Source organism: Hymenobacter sublimis (genome assembly GCF_023101345.1).
GTDB lineage: Bacteria > Bacteroidota > Bacteroidia > Cytophagales > Hymenobacteraceae > Hymenobacter > Hymenobacter sublimis.
The window spans coordinates 4,082,592-4,102,053 of sequence record NZ_CP095848.1 but is presented as its reverse complement, the minus strand read 5'-3'; the positions used below and the strand labels follow the sequence as shown (position 1 = coordinate 4,102,053).

General features: G+C 60.0%; 8 protein-coding genes. 2 read left to right on the top strand and 6 right to left on the bottom strand.

Features of this window, described 5'->3' with window-relative positions:
- Positions 1–812 precede the first annotated feature (812 nt).
- The gene (locus MWH26_RS17200) at positions 813–3,548 is read right to left on the bottom strand and encodes a 4-alpha-glucanotransferase (RefSeq protein WP_247975245.1); all 2,736 of its coding nucleotides are present in this window, start codon (positions 3,546–3,548) and stop codon (positions 813–815) included.
- 227 nt (positions 3,549–3,775) lie between these two features.
- Positions 3,776–4,204: a carboxypeptidase-like regulatory domain-containing protein gene (locus MWH26_RS17195; RefSeq protein ID WP_247975244.1), complete on the bottom strand. Its 429-nt coding sequence runs from the start codon at positions 4,202–4,204 to the stop codon at positions 3,776–3,778.
- 209 nt (positions 4,205–4,413) lie between these two features.
- Between MWH26_RS17195 and MWH26_RS17190 the strand changes: the two genes are divergently transcribed.
- Positions 4,414–9,912, top strand: a complete 5,499-nt coding sequence (locus tag MWH26_RS17190; RefSeq protein WP_247975243.1) for a translocation/assembly module TamB domain-containing protein — start codon at positions 4,414–4,416, stop codon at positions 9,910–9,912.
- Between the two features lie 64 nt (positions 9,913–9,976).
- Positions 9,977–12,430, top strand: coding sequence for a translocation and assembly module lipoprotein TamL (gene tamL, locus MWH26_RS17185; RefSeq protein WP_247975242.1), 2,454 nt, complete (start codon positions 9,977–9,979; stop codon positions 12,428–12,430).
- 95 nt (positions 12,431–12,525) lie between these two features.
- On the opposite strand, the gene MWH26_RS17180 is transcribed toward tamL, so the two are convergent.
- From MWH26_RS17180 to fdhD, 4 genes are all read right to left on the bottom strand, one after another.
- Positions 12,526–15,084: an FdhF/YdeP family oxidoreductase gene (locus MWH26_RS17180; protein ID WP_247975241.1), complete on the bottom strand. Its 2,559-nt coding sequence runs from the start codon at positions 15,082–15,084 to the stop codon at positions 12,526–12,528.
- 230 nt (positions 15,085–15,314) lie between these two features.
- A complete protein-coding gene (locus tag MWH26_RS17175) occupies positions 15,315–17,873 on the bottom strand; it encodes an FdhF/YdeP family oxidoreductase (protein ID WP_247975240.1) in 2,559 nt (852 codons plus the stop codon).
- Between the two features lie 44 nt (positions 17,874–17,917).
- Positions 17,918–18,241 carry a DUF7009 family protein gene (locus MWH26_RS17170; RefSeq protein WP_247975239.1) on the bottom strand — a complete coding sequence of 108 codons (324 nt, stop codon included), beginning with the start codon at positions 18,239–18,241 and terminating at the stop codon, positions 17,918–17,920.
- Positions 18,242–18,475: 234 nt separating this feature from the next.
- Complete coding sequence (fdhD, locus tag MWH26_RS17165) at positions 18,476–19,351, bottom strand: formate dehydrogenase accessory sulfurtransferase FdhD (RefSeq protein WP_247975238.1); 876 nt, start codon at positions 19,349–19,351, stop codon at positions 18,476–18,478.
- Positions 19,352–19,462: the final 111 nt, after the last annotated feature.

The window sequence follows — 19,462 nt, the reverse complement described above, 5'->3', positions numbered from 1 at the left end:
AAGTCAGTTCGTCTGTGTACTCGCTGCCACCATTCGTAGCAGCATCTGCTGTTTGCCGGCCTTTATCAATATCCTGTACCACAAAGGACAGGTTTGATACCTCACGAGTAAACGTGAGCGTAACCTGAGTTACATAAGGTGTGTTCAGGTTAATATCTGTAGAAGCAGTGCCAGCCGGTAATGCTGACGCCCGCTGCTGACGCCAGATAAGAGCTCGTCCATCTATCTGAGCAGTGTAAGTGCTGCTTAGATCAAAAATATCGAGCGTGGAAGTACCTGGGTTACCTACCGTATAGGTACCATAGGTGAAATTAGTACCGCCAACTGTTTCAGTGGCCGTCCTTTTAGCTACATCCGTAGTTCCGGCATTCGTTCGGTAACCAACGGTACTGGTTTGAGCACAGGTCTGCGCCCGGGCTTGCGGTATTTCAACCGCCCCCCATGCCAACAGCAGGACTGCTGATCGTAAGAGTGTTTTCATGTGTAAGTAAGTGTGTGAAAAGTGTCAGTGCAAAGTGCCGTGTTAAGCGGCGTCTTAAGGAGTAGGTATAAGCTCAAAACTACTTCGCTCGTGTAGTACAGAGGAGTTGTTCTCGCTCAATAGTCCTGTGTTCTCGGTGAATACACAATTTTATTAAGCTAAGCTTAGGTATAAGAATCATCCTATATGCTTCAACATTCACATTCAAATACAATTATACTTTTCCTTCTACGAAATAGAAATACCAATTGGATTTACCGGAAGTGTTAACAAAAAAAGAAGCCTTGCTATGCCAGCAAGGCTTCCATATATGAGATAAAAAGAAGAAAGGCTAGTACACCTGTATTCTGCCGCTCTGGTGTACTGTTTTTTTGATTTCGTGGTTAAAATCAACTTCTTCCAGCAACTCTTCAATTGGAAGGTGGAGCCGGTATTTCCAAAAATGGGTCGGGTTGGCGGGCACGTTAATTTGTTCGGCCAGTGGGTCCTGCCGGCGTAGTGGTTCGCTCATGGCCAGCAAATCCTGCAGGGGGAAGATGGCCCACATGGCGGGGGAGTGCAGGTGCTGCTCCGTGATTTCGCGGGCTACCCAGGGCTCGCAGTACTGCGGCGCCTGCTGGCCCCAGTGCCCGAGCAGATGCTCGAAGAAGCGCTGAGTTTGCTCCCGGTCTTCTTCCCACCAGCCCCGTACCGTGCTCATGTCGTGGGAGCCGGGGCTGACGACGGAGAGGTAAGGTGCCACGGCCGGGTTACCGAACTCCACGCTTGGATCAGAGGGCATGCGCTGAATGTTCAGGCCCAGAATGCCGAGGGCTTTCATCACGCCGGGCACCGATTCGGGTACCATCCCTAGGTCTTCGCCGCAGATCAGCATGTCGGTGGCCCAGCGTACGGCGGGGAGCTTTACTAGGCCCTGGCGGCGCCAGAAATCCTCGTGGCGGCGGTAGAAGAAGTCGAAGTACAGCTCCTGCAGGCGCGGACGGGTCTGGTCGTCCAGCTCCCGGAACGAGCGGCTCAGGTGCAGGGTAATGCGCGGGTGGTAGAAGCCGGGCTGCTGATCATCGGGCACGAATAGCACCTCGTTGATGAGCCGGTACAGGCCAGTGCGCAGCCAGGTGTAGTGGTCGGTATTAGCTGGGTCTTGCTGCATCTTTTCGCCCATGACCGCCTCTACCTGCCGCTGGGTCCGGACAAACTCCTTCAGGCGGATAGCCCCGTAGCCGGCATCCTCCATGAACTCATCGAACACGGCCTGGGCCTGCCCGTGGAAGGTTTCCTGCAGCACGTGCCAGCGGATGTAGGGCTCGCACAGGCGGCCGTAATCAAACCACCCAATGCGCTGCTCAATTTCGTGCTGGGGTAGGGGTAGAGCCGGTGAGAAGTGACCCAACAAGCCCTCAACCGAGTGGCCAGGAATCTCCCAGATGCGGAAAAAACCCAGGATATGGTCTATGCGCAGGGCGTCGAAGTAGCGGGCCAAGTGGCCCATGCGCTGCTGCCACCACTGGTAGCCATCTTCGGCCATCCGCTCCCAGTTATACGTTGGGAAGCGCCAGTTCTGACCCGTCACTGAAAAGTCGTCTGGGGGGGCGCCGGCCTGCTGGTGCATGTGGTAGAGCTCGGGCTGGGTCCAGGCGTCTACGGAGTGGCGGTAGATGCCAATGGGTAAGTCGCCTTTCACCACTACCCCGTGCTGGCGGGCGTAGTCTACGGCCTCGCGCAACTGCTTGTCGAGGTAGTACTGGGTGAAGAAATGGATGCCGAACTCGTCAAAGCCGGGGCTGTCTTCGCGGGTTAGCTCGGCTACCTGGGCGGGGGTGCGGAACTCCTCGGGCCACTGGCTGAAATCGGCGGTGTTGAACCGGTCGCGCAGACCCGAGAAGGCCGCGTAGGGTACCAACCACGCCTGCTGCTCCCGCCTGAACTGCTGGTAGTCGGCATCGGCCAGGAAGCGGGTTTTTTCCTGCTGATACAGCTGCTTAATGAACTTCCACTTGGCGTTCATCACGGGCTCGTAATCCACGAAGTCCTTGGCATTCAGCTCCTCGCGCAGCTGAGCTAGCTCCTGGCGGGCAGCCTCGTCCTGTAGCTCGGCAATGGCCTCCAGGTTCAGGTACTGAGGGTGCAGGGCAAACACCGAAATGGCCGCGTAGGGGTAGCTGTCAACCCAGGTGTGGGTGGCTACGGTATCGTTGATGGGTAGTACCTGCACCAGCTTCAGGCCGGTGGCTACGGCCCAGTCAACCAGTAGCTTGAGGTCGGGAAACTCACCCACACCCAAGCCGCGGCGGCTGCGCAGGGCAAACACCGGCAGGGCTACGCCCGCCCCGCGCCAATTGCCGGTAGGGTAGCGGAAGTGGTCATCGGCCTTTACCCGCAAGGTGCGCTTATCCTCGGCGGCGTAAATCAGGCGGTCCTCACCGGCCTCCAGGTGCACGATTTTCTGCTCGCGCGGGTCCCAGATGCCGTACTTGTACCGGGCCGTTTGCTCCGGATTCACCAGCGCCACTTCGGCTTGCCAGGTGGGGTAGGCGGCATCAGAGAGGATAACGGCCCGCTGGGCGTCCCAGCTACCCAAAGCCGGGTCGGAGCCCAGTACGCACAGGAGGTGGTCAGAGTCTACGCGGGGGGCTGAGAGCTGGAAGCGCACCACGAAGCTGGCCGAGCCTGGGAGGGGAGCCGCCGGGGTAGGCGGGCCGGGGCGGCGCATCAGGGCCTTGGTGAAGGCAGCCGTGTGCAGCTCGTTTTCGGGCAGGGCCGGAGCCCGCCAGAAGTCCTCCAGCACAATACGCGTGAAGCGGCCGGCCTCGTTGGTGATGGCTCGGTTGGGGCCCCATTCCCAATGCTTGCCCCCGTCGCCTTCGTCCAGCAGCACGTATTTGTACTCCACCACACTCAATTGGTCATCGGGCAAACTAATTTCTTGCGCCCAGGTGCCAGAATCAGGGTGATAGTGCAGGTTCAGAGCGTGGTCGAGGTTCCACTGGCCCAAGCTGGGTAGGGAGCCGCAAACTACCAGGCGCTGACCCCAGGTCGTGCGGAAGGGTAGCGTAAAGCGAAGAATCATCGGGGACTGATTTACTTAGAAATGGGTCCGAAAGATAACTCTTAAAGCGCTGAAGAAAAGCCGTCGGAGCGGGCACAGCTTGGCCTAGAAGGGCTTATTTACGCCGCCTAATGCTTCGTTGATGAGTGGTTGATGCCTGGTTGATTTCTCGCTTGCCGACGCGCCAGAATAGCTCCGTCACTCAGGCGAAATAAAATCCGGCAGCCAGCCCAGGGGCGCCCTGCAAATTAGTTGCGCCGGGACTTGCTGCGGCCGCGGCCGGCCTTGTCTGCCTGAGTCTGGAGAGTAACTACCAGATTTTTTTCCTTCTCGGGGGCGCGCAGCTCTACCTGCTCAGGCGTGTGACCGGGAAAAGCCACCAGAAAGCGCACGGGCTGCCCCGCGGTCAGCGGCATAATAAAGAAGCCCTCAGAGTTAGTGGTTACGGTGCTGGCCGCCCGCCCGACTACCGTAACGGTGGCCCCAGCCAGAGGGTGTCCACTGTCGCTGAACACGGCTCCTGTGAAGGAAATGGTACGCGTAGGGGCGGCTACCGCGCCGGGGGCAGACTGAGCGGCAGCCGGCGTCAGGGCAACCCCTAAAACCAGCGCTACTACCCCAATGGCTCGCCGACAGCAGCCAATGATGTGGGCGTGAGAGTGGGCGGAAAAGAGCAAAGGCGAGGGCGTAGAAGAGCGAAGTGGGAGAACCTGAAATTCTGGAGTGGAAAGTACGAGGTTTCCGGCCGGGCGCGGCGTGTTCTTCGATGGGAAGAATCTTCTGGTCGATATAAGCGGCAAACAGGTCGGTAAAAGCCGGACAGAGCCAACCTGCGCACGGGTTTTCCCGTTTGGCTGACTGAGTTTCATTTCTACTTGTCTGCCCTTTGCCTGTCTATCTGCGTCGTATTCTCTACGCCCTGTTGGGGCTGGTTGCGTTAGTGCTGCTCCTGGTGGCCGGGGTTTTTGTGTACCTGCAAACCGATTCGGGGCAGGATTTTGCCGCCCGGAAAGCCGAGAGTTATCTACGGGACAAACTGCAAACCGACGTACGAATCGCCAAATTTCGTACAGATTTCAAGCACGCCATCAGCCTGGATGGGGTCTACCTTGAGGATCAGAAGGGCGACACATTGCTGTCCGTGGGCCATCTGGGCATTGATCTTGACCTCTGGGCTCTGACCAAGTCGCAGATCAACCTAAAAAGCCTGGAGCTGAACGACGGCCGCTTGGCCATTACCCGCACTGAGCCGGACAGCATCTCTAACTACGACTTTATCGTTAAGGCCTTTGCTACCGGCGACACCACGACCGTAGCCACTACCCCCGCCGATACCACTGGCGCAGGCTTCCAATACAACATCGGCGACCTGCGCCTGACCAACATCCTGCTTACGTATAACGACCAGGTGGACGGTATGAACGTGCGCACCCGGGTCGGCGAGCTGGCCGTGAGCATGGATGAGGTAGACGTGGATGGCTCCACCTACCGCGTGGATCAAGCCGCCCTGCGCAACACCGGCATCAACATCCGGCAAACCAAGGTGCCGCCGGATACGCCCCAGGACACGGCGGCCCTAAAGCTGGAGTTCGGCCTGAACCGGGCCCAGTTGCAGAACGTGAGCCTGACGTACCGCAACGACCCCTCGGCCCAGTTTATCAACACCCGCATCGGGGAGGCGGATGTAACCGCCGACAACATTGACCTGGTGAACAGCCAGGTGACTCTGAATACACTGAAGCTGCGCAACACCAGCTTCGCCTACGCCCAGAACGAAAACGTGCCAGTGGAGCAGCGGGTAGTAAACCCCGCCGAAGCCGTGCGCGACCTGAACGCCGCCGTGGAAAATGCCACCGGCCAGGAAGCCAGCTGGGTAGTAAGCCTGAAGCAGTCCGACATCACCGGGGTGGATGTGGCCTTCGACAACTTCAACGAGCCTCGGCAGCGCACCAAAGTGCGGGGCATGGACTACAACCACCTGAAGTTCACGAACCTGACGCTCAACACCGAAAACCTGCGCTACTCCGCCGACAGCACCACCGGCCGCATCACGCAGCTGGCGGGCCAGGAGCAGAGCGGTTTTGCCATTACCCGCGCCGCCGCTCAGGTGCACTACGACGACCACCGCATTCAGCTCAACGACCTGGACCTGGTGACGCCCCACAGCCACCTGAAGCGGCGCATTGGCATTGGGTATAAGGACCTAGCCGGTATTGCCGACGACTTGCCCAACCTGAAGCTGAACGGGGACCTGCGCGAGGCGCGTCTGGGCTTCCGCGACGTGCTGTACATCACGCCTACCCTCATTGATACGCCGCCCTTCAGTAGTGGCCCCAACCAGTCCTTCCTGATTAGCGGGCTGGTAAGCGGCCGCCTGGGCGACCTGCGCGTGCAAAACCTCGATTTCGTCGGCTTCCGCAATACCGTGGTCCGCGGTGGGGGCCGCATTCAGGGCCTGCCGAACACCGACGACCGGCTGATTCTGGACTTGAACCTGGGCTACGTGCGCACCACCGAGGCCGACATGCGCAGCCTGCTACCCGCTGGCACCCTGCCAGAACTGGGCATCAACCCCAACGCTCCACTCGTGATGAGCGGGCAGATACGGGGCCGCATCAGCAACTTGGCCCTGACCAACATTGACTTCCGCGGCCTTCAGGGTACCCGCATCCGGACCACGGGCCGCTTGATAGGCCTTCCCAACACAGACCGGCGCCTCTACGCCGACTTCAACATCCGGGAGTTTACCTCTACCGCCGCCGACATCAAGGGCCTACTACCCGCTGGCACGCTGCCGGCCGGCTACCAGCTGCCGCCCCGCCTGACGGTGAGCGGCACGTTCCGGGGGCGGCCCACGGCTTTGATCTTCGATACCAACCTGCGCGCTACCACCAGCTTTGGCAACCTGACCGCCAAGGTAAACGTGGGCGAAGGGCCGCAAGGCCAGGAGCCGGTAGCGGCTACGTTCAGCACCCAGGGCCTCGACGTGGGCAAATTCCTCGGCGACCCAACCATTGGCAAGGTAACGGCCAGCGGCACCCTGAACGGCCGCGGCGGCCTCGACCCCAACCAGCTGCGCGGGCAACTGAACGCCACCGTGCAGCAGGCTACCTACAACGGCTACACCTACCGCGGCATCACGGCGAAAGTGGACATTGACCGCAACCGCTACGTGGTGAATGCCAGCAGCAAGGATGACCCCAACCTCAACCTCGACCTGCTGGCCACCATTGACCTGCGCAACGCCTCGAACCCGACGTATACCGTGGACCGGCTGAACCTGCGCGGGGCCAACCTGACGGCCCTGGGCTTTTACACTGGCGGCGACCTGCGCGTGCAGGGCGACCTGACGGCCAACATCAGCGGCTCCGATTTGAATACCATTAACGGCACGTTCTCCGGCAACCGCATCGTCATTGTGAACAACAACCGGCCGTTTGCCCTGGACTCCGTGAGTGGCCGCATTGTGCAGCGTACGGGTCGCACCGAGGTCGACTTTGCCTCTAGCGTGGCCGACCTGACCCTGCGCGGCAACACCCGCCTCGGCGACCTGGCCCTGGAGCTGCAGCGCCACATTGATCGGTATTTTGACCTACCGGGCGTGCAGTTCCGGCCTTCTTCGGAATACCGACAGTTTACCTTCGAGGCCAACCTGAAGCAGCCGCGCTTGGTGCAGCAGCTGGTGCCCGACCTCAAGCGCCTCACGCCGTTCAAGCTCACGGGTTCCTACGACAGTCGCGCCGCCGACTTGCGCCTGAACACCCGCATCGGCCGCATCGTGTACATGGGGTATGCCCTGGACTCGCTGAAGCTAGCGGTGCAGTCGGACCCGCAGAAGCTAGATTACGCCCTGGGTCTGCGCCAAATCAGCCAGGACACCACCCTGCAGATTCCGAACCCCAGCCTTCAAGGTAGCGTGCAGAACAACGAAATCGGGACGCGGCTGCGCATAGCGGAGTCAGACAGCGCCGAGAAGCTGAACCTGGCCGGCGCCCTACGGGTGTTGAACCAAGGTACTACCTACGCCTTCCGCTTCGACCCCAAGCTCATGCTGGATGAAAAGCAGTGGGACATTACCCCGAATAACGAAATCCGCTACACCACTTCCTCCGGCGCCCTGTTTGCCCAAAACTTAGTTATCAGCCGCAACCAGCGCCGCCTAAGCCTGCAAACCCTGGCGGGGCCGCAGTACCCCCTGCAGGTGAACATGGTGAATCTGGACATTAACGGGCTGGGCCGGGCCGCGGGCTTCCAGGATTCCCTGATTGCCGGCACGCTGAACGGGCAGGCCATTGCCTATAGCTTGGGCCAGCCCCGGCAGGCCTTTACGGCCAATGCCAACCTGGCTGGCTTCGTGTATAACAAGGCAGCCATCGGCGACCTGGCCGTGCAAGCCACCAACCCTACCCCCGACCGCTACAACGTAGATGCCCGCCTGACCAACCAGCAGGGCATGGACGTGCGGGCCGTGGGTTACTACCTCGCTACCCCGCCCTCGCCCATCCAGTTTGATGTGAATGTAAACCGCCTGGACCTGCGCATCATTGAGCCGTTCTCCCTGGGGCAGTTGCAGCAGATGGGCGGCGGCGTGAGCGGGCAGCTGGCCGTGACGGGCAGCGTGAGCCAGCCCAACATCAACGGCACGCTGACCACTACCCCCGACGCCACATTTACCCTGACTCAGCTGGGAGCCCCTTACTTCTTGGCTTCCCAGGATATCGACTTCACCAACCAGGGCATCGGCTTCGATAATTTCGTGGTGAAGGACTCGGTGGGCAACCAGGCTGTCATCAACGGGGCCATTCGCACGCGGGACTACGTGTCGGATTTCCGCTTCGATTTGCAGGCCACGACTACGAACTTCTTGGCCATCCAGAGCTCCCGGCGCGAGAACAACTTGTTCTGGGGCAAGCTGCTGGTTGACTCCGACTCGCGCATCACGGGCACCCTGAACTTGCCAGTAGTTCGGACCCGAGCCCGGGTGGCCGATGGCTCTAACTTCTTCGTGGGCATTCCGAACGACGACCCGGTGAAAGTAGAGCGGGACGGCATTGTGGAGTTCGTGGACAAGAGCGCGCCCATTGACACCATGCTGACCCGGCAAGTAGCCATCGACTCGGCCGAAACCGCCGCCGGCTACGACATTCAGGCCTTGGTGACGGTAACGGACAACACACCCTTTACCATTGTAGTCGATGAGGCTTCCGGCGACAACCTGCGCGTGCAAGCCAATGGCACCCTGAATACGGCCATCGACCCCACCGGCAACATTACCCTCACCGGCCGCCTCGACGTAACCCAGGGCAAGTACCAAATGTCGCTGTATGACTTGGCCTCGCGGGAGTTTGACATTGCCCGGGGCTCGTCCATTACCTGGAGCGGGGACCCTTACAACGGACAAGCCAACGTAACGGCCGTTTACAAGGTGCGCGCGGCTCCCGCCGAGCTGATTTCCTCCCAGGGGGGCACCGATGAAACCCAGAACGCCTTGGCCCGCAACCAGCTACCCTTCGAGGTGGACCTGAAAGTAACGGGGCAGCTGCTGAAGCCGCTGATCAGCTTTGACATTCGCTTGCCTGAAGAAGCCCGCTCCGATTTGCGTGGCCCCATTGAAGCTCGCCTAACCCAGCTGCGCCAGCCTTCCCAGGAAAGTGAGCTAAACAAGCAGGTATTCTCCTTGCTGGTGCTGAACCGCTTCCTGGCCGACGACCCCTTCAAGAGCAGCAGCGGCAACTTGGTAGCTGAGCAGTTACGTGGCTCAGCTAGCCAGGTGCTCACCCAGCAGCTCAACAACCTCACCGGCTCCTACCTCTCCAACCTGGGCGTGGAGTTGGGCGTGAACTCCTACGCCGACTTCAGCAGCGGGGCCGAGAAAACTCGCACCGACCTGAACGTGGCCGTGCGCCGCCAACTGCTTAACAACCGCCTCACCGTGCGCCTGGGTACCGACGTGCCCCTGGGTGGCGGCAACCAAAGCAGCACGGGCCCTGGGCAGTCTAGCGTGAGTGCCTTTGCCGGTGATGTGAGCGTGGAATACAACGTGCTGGCGAACGGCCGCATCCGCCTCCAGGCCTTCCGCAACAATGCCTACGGCGACATTGACGGGCAATTTGTGCGGACCGGGGCCTCCCTCATCTTCCAGCGCGACTACCGCGACCTAGCCGATCTGTTCAAGGGCATCGACGAGACGGTGAAGGAGGAAGTGAAGCTGGAAAATCGCCGCCGCCGCCAGGACCGCCGCGCCAACCGAGACTCCACCAACGCGGCTCCCAATACGCCCCGCCGAGATTCTACCCGCCTCCGTCCCGTAGTCGCCCGCCCCGATTCGGCGCGGCGCACGGCGGCCCGGTCGGCCGCTACCCGCCCCGACTCTACCCGCCGCTAATCTGCCGGTTTCTGCCACCACACGCGGAGCCTAGTACTCTACCGTCTTTCTGAATTACGCTTTCATGTTGCAGCATCAGCCCTTCTTTCCGCAAACTAAGGACGCCGCCGAGACTAATCGTCAGGCTCCTCCCTCTCCTCCTGGAGAGAGAGGCCGGGGAAGGGAGGCGCTCCGTTGGCCCCTGCTGCTGAGCGTTGCGCTGCTGGCTTCCTGTTCCGGGCTTAAATACATTCCGGAGGGTAGCAAGCTCTACACGGGTAGCACCGTGAAAGTGAAATCAACTAGCCCTATTCCGCGCGAAGCGGAACTGACCACCGAGCTGGAATCGGTGATTACGCCCAAGCCGAACACGTCCTTCCTGGGCATTCGGCCCAAGCTTTACTTCTGGCACCTGGGCGAGGGCAAAACCAAGGGTTTGGGGCACTGGCTGGCTAACAAGTACGGCGAGAAGCCCGTGCTGCTCAGCCAAGTAGATACCCAAAAGGTGAAGGGGTTGATGACCAACCGCCTCTACAATAACGGCTACTTCCAGCCCGTGGTGCACAGCCGCGTGACGGTGAAAGGCCAGGCTGCCAGCGTTGATTACACGGCCATGGTAAACAAGCCTTACACCATCAAGGAAATTTTCTTTCCCGAAGGTGACTCCCTGCTGCCCCGCGCCGTGCGGGCTACCCAGCCGGGCTCCCTGCTCAAAGTTGGCGACTCATACAGCTTGCAAACTTTCACCAATGAGCGGTTGCGGATTGATGGCGAGCTGAAAAACCAAGGCTTCTATTACTTCACTCCCGACTATATTCTGTTTCAGGTAGATAGCACCCTGAACAACCAGGTGAACGTGTACCTGAAAATCAAGGAGAAGACTCCTGAGCAGGCCGCCAAACCCTACGTGCTTAACCGCATCCGGCTGAATACCAGCTACTCCCTCAGCGACACCACCCTCAGCGAGCGGCCCATGCGGTACCGGGGCTACATCTACTACCCCGATGAAAAGATGTTCAAGGCCAAGGCCATTACCAACGCCACCTTCATCTACCCCGACAGCCTGTACCGCCGCCGCCGCCAGGATCAGACCCTGAGCCGCCTGATGAGTTTGGGTACGTTTAAGTACGTGGACGTGGGCTTCCGGCCCACCCGCCAGAAGCCCGACTCCGCCGGCTACGGCTTCTTGAACTCCTACGTGCGCATGACCCAACTGCCCAAGAAAAGCCTGCGGGCCGAGGTGTTGCTCGTGAGCAAGTCGAACGGGTTTGTGGGGCCGGGCTTCCGCATCCAGTTCCGTAACCGTTCGGCGCTGCGCGGGGCCGAACAGCTGCTGGTAAACCTGACTGGCTCCTTTGAAAACCAGCGGCGTAGCAACACCAACACCATCGGGCTAACCAGCTACGAAATTGGGGCTGACGCTCAGCTGCTGGTGCCCCGCCTGATTACGCCGCCCTTCGACATCCGACTGGTAAACTCCGACTTCCAACCCCGCACCACCTTCGGGGCCGGCATCCGGTCGGTGACGCGGGTAGATGCCTTCACTCAACAAGGTTTTAACCTAAACTACGGCTATACCTGGAAAACCAAGCTCACCAACGAGCAGGAGCTGCGCCCCATTGATATTCAGTACCTGCGGCTGAGCAATACCACAAAAGAATTTGATACCCTACTGGTGCAGCGCCCTTTCCTGGCTAACTCCTTCCGGCAGCAATTTGTGCTGGCCAGCTCCTATCGTTACACCTATAATCAACAGTCACTGGAGCAGCGCCGCAACCAGATTTACTTTAGCGGCGGGGTGGAAGTGGCCGGCAATCTGGCCTACCTCGTTAGTTCGCTCACGGGTCAGCAGAAGATAACTAATCCGGACGGCAGCCAGTCGTATACCATTCTTAATCAGCCGTTCTCACAGTACACGAAGGTTGATCTGGAGTTGCGCAATTACTTCCGCACCAGCGCTAACCCAACGAGCGGTAACAAGTTTGCTACCCGCTTGCTAGTAGGCGTGGGCCTGCCCTACCAGAACGCTCGGGTGCTACCCTACCTTCGGCAGTACGGCATTGGCGGCCCCAACAGCGTGCGGGCCTTTGCCGCTCGCGGCCTGGGACCCGGCACCTACCGCACCCCAGAATCCAACGAAACCAGCGCTTTCTACGACCAGGTAGGCGACATGCGCATTGAAGCCAATGCTGAGTACCGCCAAGACCTGTTCCCATACGTGAAGGGAGCCTTATTCGTGGATGCCGGCAATATCTGGCTGATCAATGATGACCCCAGCCGCCGGACCGTCGATGAGAATGGCAACCCCGATGGTAAGAATGGGCAGTTTGCCTTCAATACCTTCCTCAAGGAATTGGCCGTAGGCGCGGGAGCCGGCCTGCGCATTGATGTGCAGTTCTTCGTTATTCGCTTCGACTATGCCTACCCCCTGCGCCTACCGTACAGTAACACCCAAATCAAGGGCCTGACTAGCGAAACCACCTACAACAAAACCTCTGATACCGGCCGCTTTAATATTGCTATTGGGTATCCGTTCTAGAGAGTAACCTCCCAAACTAAAAGGGCCCGACCGTGTAATACGGTCGGGCCCTTTTATCTGCGTTATTGTTCGGAACGGTGCGGTTCCGCGCGGTGCTACGCTTCCGCCGCCATCCGAACCTCAACAGGGGCGCCTACCGTTTTGCGGGCTGGCACCACGGTTACTACCACGTACTTGGAGGTAGGCGTATTGCTGGTTTTGGCTACGCTGCCTACGGGCACCAGGGGGTTGGCTTCGGGGAAATAGGCGGCCACGTTGCCTCGCGGAATGTCGTAAGGAACAGCAATGAACTTCTCCACCGTGCGTTTCTCACCTTTGTAGTGGCTGGTAATGTCGATGAGGTCCTTGGGTTGCAGACCGCGGTCGGCAATGTCCTGGGGGTTCATGAACAGGACGCGCCGCTCGTTGTGTATGCCCCGGTACCGGTCGTTGTAGTCGTAGATGGTGGTGTTGAACTGGTCGTGGCTGCGCACTGTCATCAGGATGAGCTGGTCGGGCTCCAACTCCCGCTGGTAGTGTTGCAGCTCCGTGGTGGTGAAGTTGGCCATGCCGTTTTTGGTGGTGAACTTCCGCTCCCGGGGGCCGTTGGGCAGGTAGAACCCGCCGGGCCGGCGCAGCTTCTCATTGAAGCCCTCAAAGCCCGGAATCACGCGGCTGATATGGTCCCGAATGACGTCGTAGTTTTCCGTCATGGCCACCCAGTCGGCAATGTTAATTTTGTCGCCGAAAGTAGCAATGGCAATGCCAGCCAGAATAGCTACTTCGCTCATCATCTGGCCTGCCAGCGGCACCAGCACGCCCTTGTTCTGGCTGACTACCCCCATGGAGTTCTCGCAGGAAGTCATCTGGTGCCCCGACTTCTGCATGTCCACATCGAGGTGGGTAAAACAGGGTAGGAGCAGGCTGGTTTCGCCCGTTACGAGGTGGCCGCGGTTGAGCTTGGTGCCCACAAATACCGTCAGCTTCTGCTTGCGCATGCCCTCAGCAATGACTTCGGTGTCGGGGCCAGCGGCCAGCAGGTTGCCACCGAGGCTGAAGAACACCTTGGTTTTGCCTTTGTACATGGCCTTGATGGCTTCCACCGTGTCGTAGCCATGCTCATAGGGCGGCTGGAAGTTGAATTCCTTGGCTAGCGCATCCTGAAACTGCTTGGTAGGCTGCTCCCAGATACCCATAGTCCGGTCGCCCTGCACGTTGGAGTGGCCGCGCACCGGGCAGGTGCCCGCGCCAGGTTTGCCGATGGCGCCTTTCATCAGCTGCAGGTTCACGATTTCCTGGATGGTTTGCACGCCCTGGCGCTGCTGCGTAACGCCCATGGCCCAGCAGGTAATGATCTTTTGCTTGGTAGCCAGCATGTTGGCCGCCTCCAGCAGCTGAGCCCGTGAAATGCCGCTTAGCTCCTCAATGTCTTCCCAGGAAGTATTGCGCACGTTCTGCTCGAACGACTCAAAACCCGTGGTGTACTTGTCGATGAACGGCCGGTCGACCACCGCGCCGGGGTTTAGGTCCTCGGCCTCGAATAGGTGCTTCATGATGCCGCGCAGCAGGGCCATGTCGCCATCCACGCGCACCTGCAGGAACAGGTCGGTAATTTGGGTGCCGTCGCCGAGCAGGGCGCCCAACGCCCGCAGCGGATTCATGAAATCCTGGGGGTTCTTGAAGGCCAGCAGACCCGCCTCAGGTAGCGGATTCACGGCAATAATCTTGGCCCCATTGCGCTTAGCTTTCTGCAAAGCCGAGAGCATGCGCGGGTGGTTGGTGCCCGGGTTCTGGCCAATGATAAGAATCACTTCGGCCTCGTGAATGTCATTGAGCGTGACGGAGCCTTTGCCCAGACCTAGAGTAGGGCTTAGGGCGGCGCCGCTACTCTCGTGGCACATGTTGGAGCAGTCGGGCAGGTTGTTGGTACCCAACAACTTGGCAAATAGCTGGAACAGGAAAGCCGGCTCATTCGGCACCTTGCCGGAGGTGTAGAATACCGCTTCGTGGGGCGAATCCAGGGCGTTCAGGTTATCGGCTACCAGTTGGAAGGCATCCTGCCACTTGATGGGGGAGTAGTGGTTGTCGCCGGGGCGCTTCACCATGGGGTGGGTCAGGCGGCCGGCGTTGTTCTGGTCCCGGTCGGTCATGCGGGAAAGCTCGGCCAGGCTGTGCTTGGCGAAAAACTCCGGGCCGGCGGCTTTATCGTCGGCATCGGAAGCGGTGGCCTTGGCTCCGTTCTCGCAGAACTCGGCCACGGAGCGGTGGTCGTCGGGGTCGGGCCAGGCGCAGGAGGAGCAGTCGAAACCGTCCTTCTGGTTCATCTTCAGCAGGCCTCGGGTGCCGCGGTTTACGCCGCCCTCACCCCAGCTAAACTCCATTGATTTGATTACGGCCGTAACACCGGCCGCTACCCGGGCGCGTTCCTCCAGCTTTAGGCCGGTAAAAGCTTCCGGGGGCTGGGCCAGGATGGGGTGGTGATACTTGGCGTTGGCTACGTCGGGGGCGGGAATCACGCTTTCGTCACGTTCGTGTTGAGGATCGGGGCGGTAGTGGTCGGGAGCCGGAGCCGCGCCCTGGTCGGGCCGCTCACCGCTTTTGGGTACGTTAGCTTCAGCACCTTGCTGCTGAGTTTTACCAGCTTGGCTGGGGTCTTCGGCGGGGGATTTTTCCATGATAAGCAAAACAAGTAGAGACCGGAAAAGATAGCGAAACCCAACCAAAAAGTGCGGCCGGCTTGGCTATCATTTCTATAAGCGCTGGACTGAACAATAGTTTGAGATTCAGACGCAAAACTGGTCGCTTGGGTTGTCGAGCTAACCCCACGGAACGCAACGGGCCAGGCCTAAAAAAGTCAGCCCAACCGTGGAGACGGTCGGGCTGGCTGGCGTAGGCTGGGGAAGGGTTAAGCGGGTACCGTCACGCGCTGGGAGGTAGGAATCTGGGTGCCAATGGGCAGCTCCACGGGCGCTACCGTCACAATGACGAACTTGGAAGTAGGCGTGTTGCTTTTGTACGCCACCGAACCAATGGGAACCAGCACGTTGCCCTCCGGGAAGTAGGTAGCGCAGTCACCCCGCGGAATGTCGTAGGGAATGGCAATGAACTTCTCGGCGTGGCGCTGCTGGCCCTGGAAGTGGCTGGTAATGTTTACCAAGCCTTTTTCCTTGATGCCGCGCTCGGCCATGTCCTGGGGGTTGAGGAAAATAACCCGCCGCTCGTTGTGCACGCCCCGGTACCGGTCGTTGTAATCATACACGGTAGTATTGAACTGGTCGTGGCTGCGAATGGTCATCATCACCAGCTGGCCCGGCTCGAAGGTGTGCTTTTCCAGGGGCGTACTGGTAAAGTTGGCCTTGGCGTTTTCGGTGGTGAAGTTCCGCTCCCGGGGGCCGTTGGGCAGGTAAAACCCGCCGGGGTGGCGCACTTTCTGGTTGAAGTCCTCGAAGCCCGGAATGGTGCGCGCCACGTACTCCCGGATGAGGTCGTAGTTCTCGGTGCAGCCTACCCAATCCACGGTGCTTCGCTCGCCTAGGGTGGCCAGGGCAATGCCGCAGACAATGGCTACTTCGCTCAGCATGTGGTCGGAAATGGGCTCGAGCACCCCTTTGCTCATGCTCACTACCCCCATGGAGTTCTCGCAGGTCATGAACTGCTGCCCCGATTTCTGCATGTCGATGTCGATGCGGGTTTTGCAGGGTAGCAACAGGGCCATTTCGCCATTCACGAGGTGGCCGCGGTTGAGCTTGGGCGTAACGTGAACGGAGAGGCGCAGCTTGCGCATACCTTCGGCCACAAACTCAGTGTCGGAGCAGGCCGAAAGCAGGTTGCCGCCCATGGCCATGAACACCTTCACGCGGCCATCGTGCAGGGCCTTCACGGCTTCCACGACGTCGAAGCCATACTCGCGCGGGGGCTCAAAGTTGAACTCCTTGGCCAGCGAGTCGAGGAAGGTATCCGTGGGCCGCTCCCAAATGCCCATGGTCCGGTCGCCCTGCACGTTGGAGTGGCCGCGCACCGGGCATAGGCCTGCCCCAGGAATACCCACGGCGCCTTTCATAAAGTGCAGGTTCACAATCTCCTGAATCGTGTACACGCCGTTTTTTTGCTGGGTTAGGCCCATGGCCCAGCAGGTAATAATCTTCTTGTGGCGCGCTACCAAGCTGGCGGCTTCCTGAATTTGGGCTTTGGTCACGCCGCTGGCCTCCTCAATATCGGCCCAACTGGTTTTGTTTAGGGTTTCTACCAGTTCAGGGTAGCCCGTGGTATAGTCCCGGATAAATCCTTGGTCGAGGACCTGGCCGGGGTTCAGGGCTTCGGCTTCCAGCAGGCACTTCATTAGCCCGCGCATCACTAGCTGGTCGCTGTTTATGCGGACTTGCAAGTACACGTCGGTAATGGGCGTCCCGTCGCCGAGTAGCACGCCCAGGGCCTTCAGGGGGTTCATGAAGTCCTGGGGGTTCTTGAAGTGCAGCAAGCCAGCCTCGTGCAAGGGGTTGATGCTGATGATTTTGGCTCCGTTTTTCTTGGCTTTCTGCAGGGCCGTAAGCATGCGCGGGTGGTTGGTGCCCGGGTTCTGGCCAATGATAAGAATCACCTCCGCCTCATAGAAGTCGTTGAGCGTCACGGAGCCTTTGCCCAGGCCGGTGGTGTTACTCAGGGCCGCCCCGCTGCTCTCGTGGCACATGTTGGAGCAGTCAGGCAAGTTGTTGGTGCCGAACTGCCTAACGAACAGCTGGTAGAGGTAAGCCGGCTCGTTGGGCACCTTGCCGGAGGTGTAGAAAATAGCCTCGTCGGGCGACTTCAGCGCGTTCAGCTCCTGGCCCACCAACTCAAATGCCTCGGGCCAGGAAATAGGTGTGTAGTGCGTAGCGCCCGGCCGCAGCACCATGGGGTGCGTGATACGGCCGGCGTTGTTCAGGTCGCGGTCCGTCATGCGGGAAAGCTCGGCCAGGCTGTGCTGGGCAAAAAACTCCGGCCCCACCGGATCCGACTGCGCATCGGAAGCAGTAGCCTTGGCTCCGTTCTCGCAGAACTCGGCCACGGAGCGGTGGTCGTCGGGGTCGGGCCAAGCGCAGGAGGAGCAGTCAAAACCGTCCTTCTGGTTCATCTTCAGCAGGGCGTGGGTACCGCGCACCGGCCCCTCGTAATCAAGGGCAAAAGCTCCCGATTTCAGCACCGCCGTAATGCCGGCCGCTACCGTGGCGGGCTTGGTGAGCTTGAGGCCGGTAAACTCTTCCGGGGGCTGGGCCAGAATGGGGTGTTTGTGCTTAGCACCCAGGGTATCAGGCGCTTCCATGAGCCGGTCATCGAGGGTTTCCCGCTCGGGCGAGGTGCTCCAGTTGTCACTGGTGGGCGCCGTGCCCTGGTCGGGTCGCTCGCCGCTTTTTGGCACGTTGTTGCCAGCCGTCTGCTGCTCGGTTTTGCCAGCTTGGCTAGGGTCGTAGGCGGGAGATTTATCCATGACGCGGAAGGGAAGAAGCGGTAAGGGGAAGGCGGAAGTGGGCGCTAATGGCGGCAGTCCAGGTCCTTTTCAACTAGAATTTTCAGGGGTTGATCCTCGGCTACCATCAGAGTAGCGGAGAAGCCGTTTTGGTCGGTTGTGGTCCAGTGGGCGGCTAGGGCAGCCGGTACTTTCACGGTGAGGGCGCCGGCCCCGTAGCTTACTCGCAGCTCTTCGGATTCGGCACGTTCCAGGGCGTAGGTGAGGCTTTCTTCGGGGGCAGGGCCTAGTGAAACTACCGCCGCTACCCGGCCAGAGCTGGCAAACTGCTGTACTTCTTCCTCGGAAAGGCGCAGGCGGAGCGAGTTATCTTCAATGCGAAGCTTCATGAGAAACGGGGTGTAAGAGTCAGACGCAGCCAGGCAGCAAGATGTTGCGGTGGCGCTTGCGTATTAGGGTAGTAGGTAGTTGAAAGACTGGGTGTTATTCTGAACTGATTGCGCCGCCTTGCTTGGTGAGAGTTATCCGCTGGACAACCCGCCGAACTATTCTGTGTGTTCAAGCAAGTGTAGAGACGCGACCCTTCGCGTCTCTAGGATTCGCGCGACACAAGTACAATTGGCTTACTCCGCTGGCTGTTGCAGGCGCCACTCGTGGCAGTACACGTTGTAGCGGCCCTGGCGCACGAAACCGCAGACGGTCATGCCGAAGTCGCGGGCGGCGGAAACGGCCAGGGAGCTGGGGGCACCCACGGCGGCTAGCACCGGAATGCCCGCCACAGCCGCCTTCTGCACCAACTCAAACGAGGCCCGGCCACTCACCAGCAACACCGCGTTGTGCAGGGGCAACAACTCCTGAAATAGCGCCGCCCCAATTACTTTATCCAGGGCGTTGTGCCGGCCCACATCCTCACGCAGCAGCAGCAGCTCACCCTCCGGCGAAAACAGAGCTGCGGCGTGCAGACCGCCGGTTTGCTCAAACAGGGCCTGGGCCGCCCGCTGCCGCTCCGGCAACTGGTGAATAACGGCGGGGTCAAGGTAGGGGCCGGCCTTGGGCAGCACCGGGCAAGCGGCCGCGTGCACGGCCTCGATGCTGGTTTTGCCGCAAACGCCGCAACTGCTACTAGTGTAAAAGTGACGTTCTAGCCGGGGTAAATCGGGGGTAGCGGTGGGGGCCAACTCGGCGCGCACCACGTTTTCGCGCTCCTCCTCTTTCTCCACATCGGGACAGTAGATGACGCCGTGCAGGTCCTGGCGGCTCCGGATGATGCCCTCCGTCAGCAAAAAACCGGCGGCCAGCTCAAAGTCGTGGCCGGGCGTGCGCATGGTGATGGACAAGGTGCGGTGCTCCCGCTGGCCCGTCGGGCCGTAGCCCACCCGAATTTCCAGGGGTTCTTCGGCCGCCAGCACATCGGAGGCGGTAGTCACGTCGGTGCCCTGCACTTTGTGCACGGTAACGTAGTCGTAGCTGGTAGGCGGCAGAAAAACGGGGGCTAACATAAGGCAAATTGCTGGTAGGTACGCGGGTGGTTAACCTTATGGCCCAGAAGTAAGTTTGAGCTAGACAACGGGTGCGGGTCAGGTGCCGGGTGGGTACGAGGAAAGCCCCTC

Coding starts and splice junctions, on each gene's coding strand:
- MWH26_RS17200 (WP_247975245.1), bottom strand. CDS start 3,548: ATGATTCTTCGCTTTACGCTACCCTTCCGCACGACCTGGGGTCAGCGC.
- tamL (WP_247975242.1), top strand. CDS start 9,977: ATGTTGCAGCATCAGCCCTTCTTTCCGCAAACTAAGGACGCCGCCGAG.
- MWH26_RS17180 (WP_247975241.1), bottom strand. CDS start 15,084: ATGGAAAAATCCCCCGCCGAAGACCCCAGCCAAGCTGGTAAAACTCAG.
- MWH26_RS17175 (WP_247975240.1), bottom strand. CDS start 17,873: ATGGATAAATCTCCCGCCTACGACCCTAGCCAAGCTGGCAAAACCGAG.
- MWH26_RS17170 (WP_247975239.1), bottom strand. CDS start 18,241: ATGAAGCTTCGCATTGAAGATAACTCGCTCCGCCTGCGCCTTTCCGAG.
- fdhD (WP_247975238.1), bottom strand. CDS start 19,351: ATGTTAGCCCCCGTTTTTCTGCCGCCTACCAGCTACGACTACGTTACC.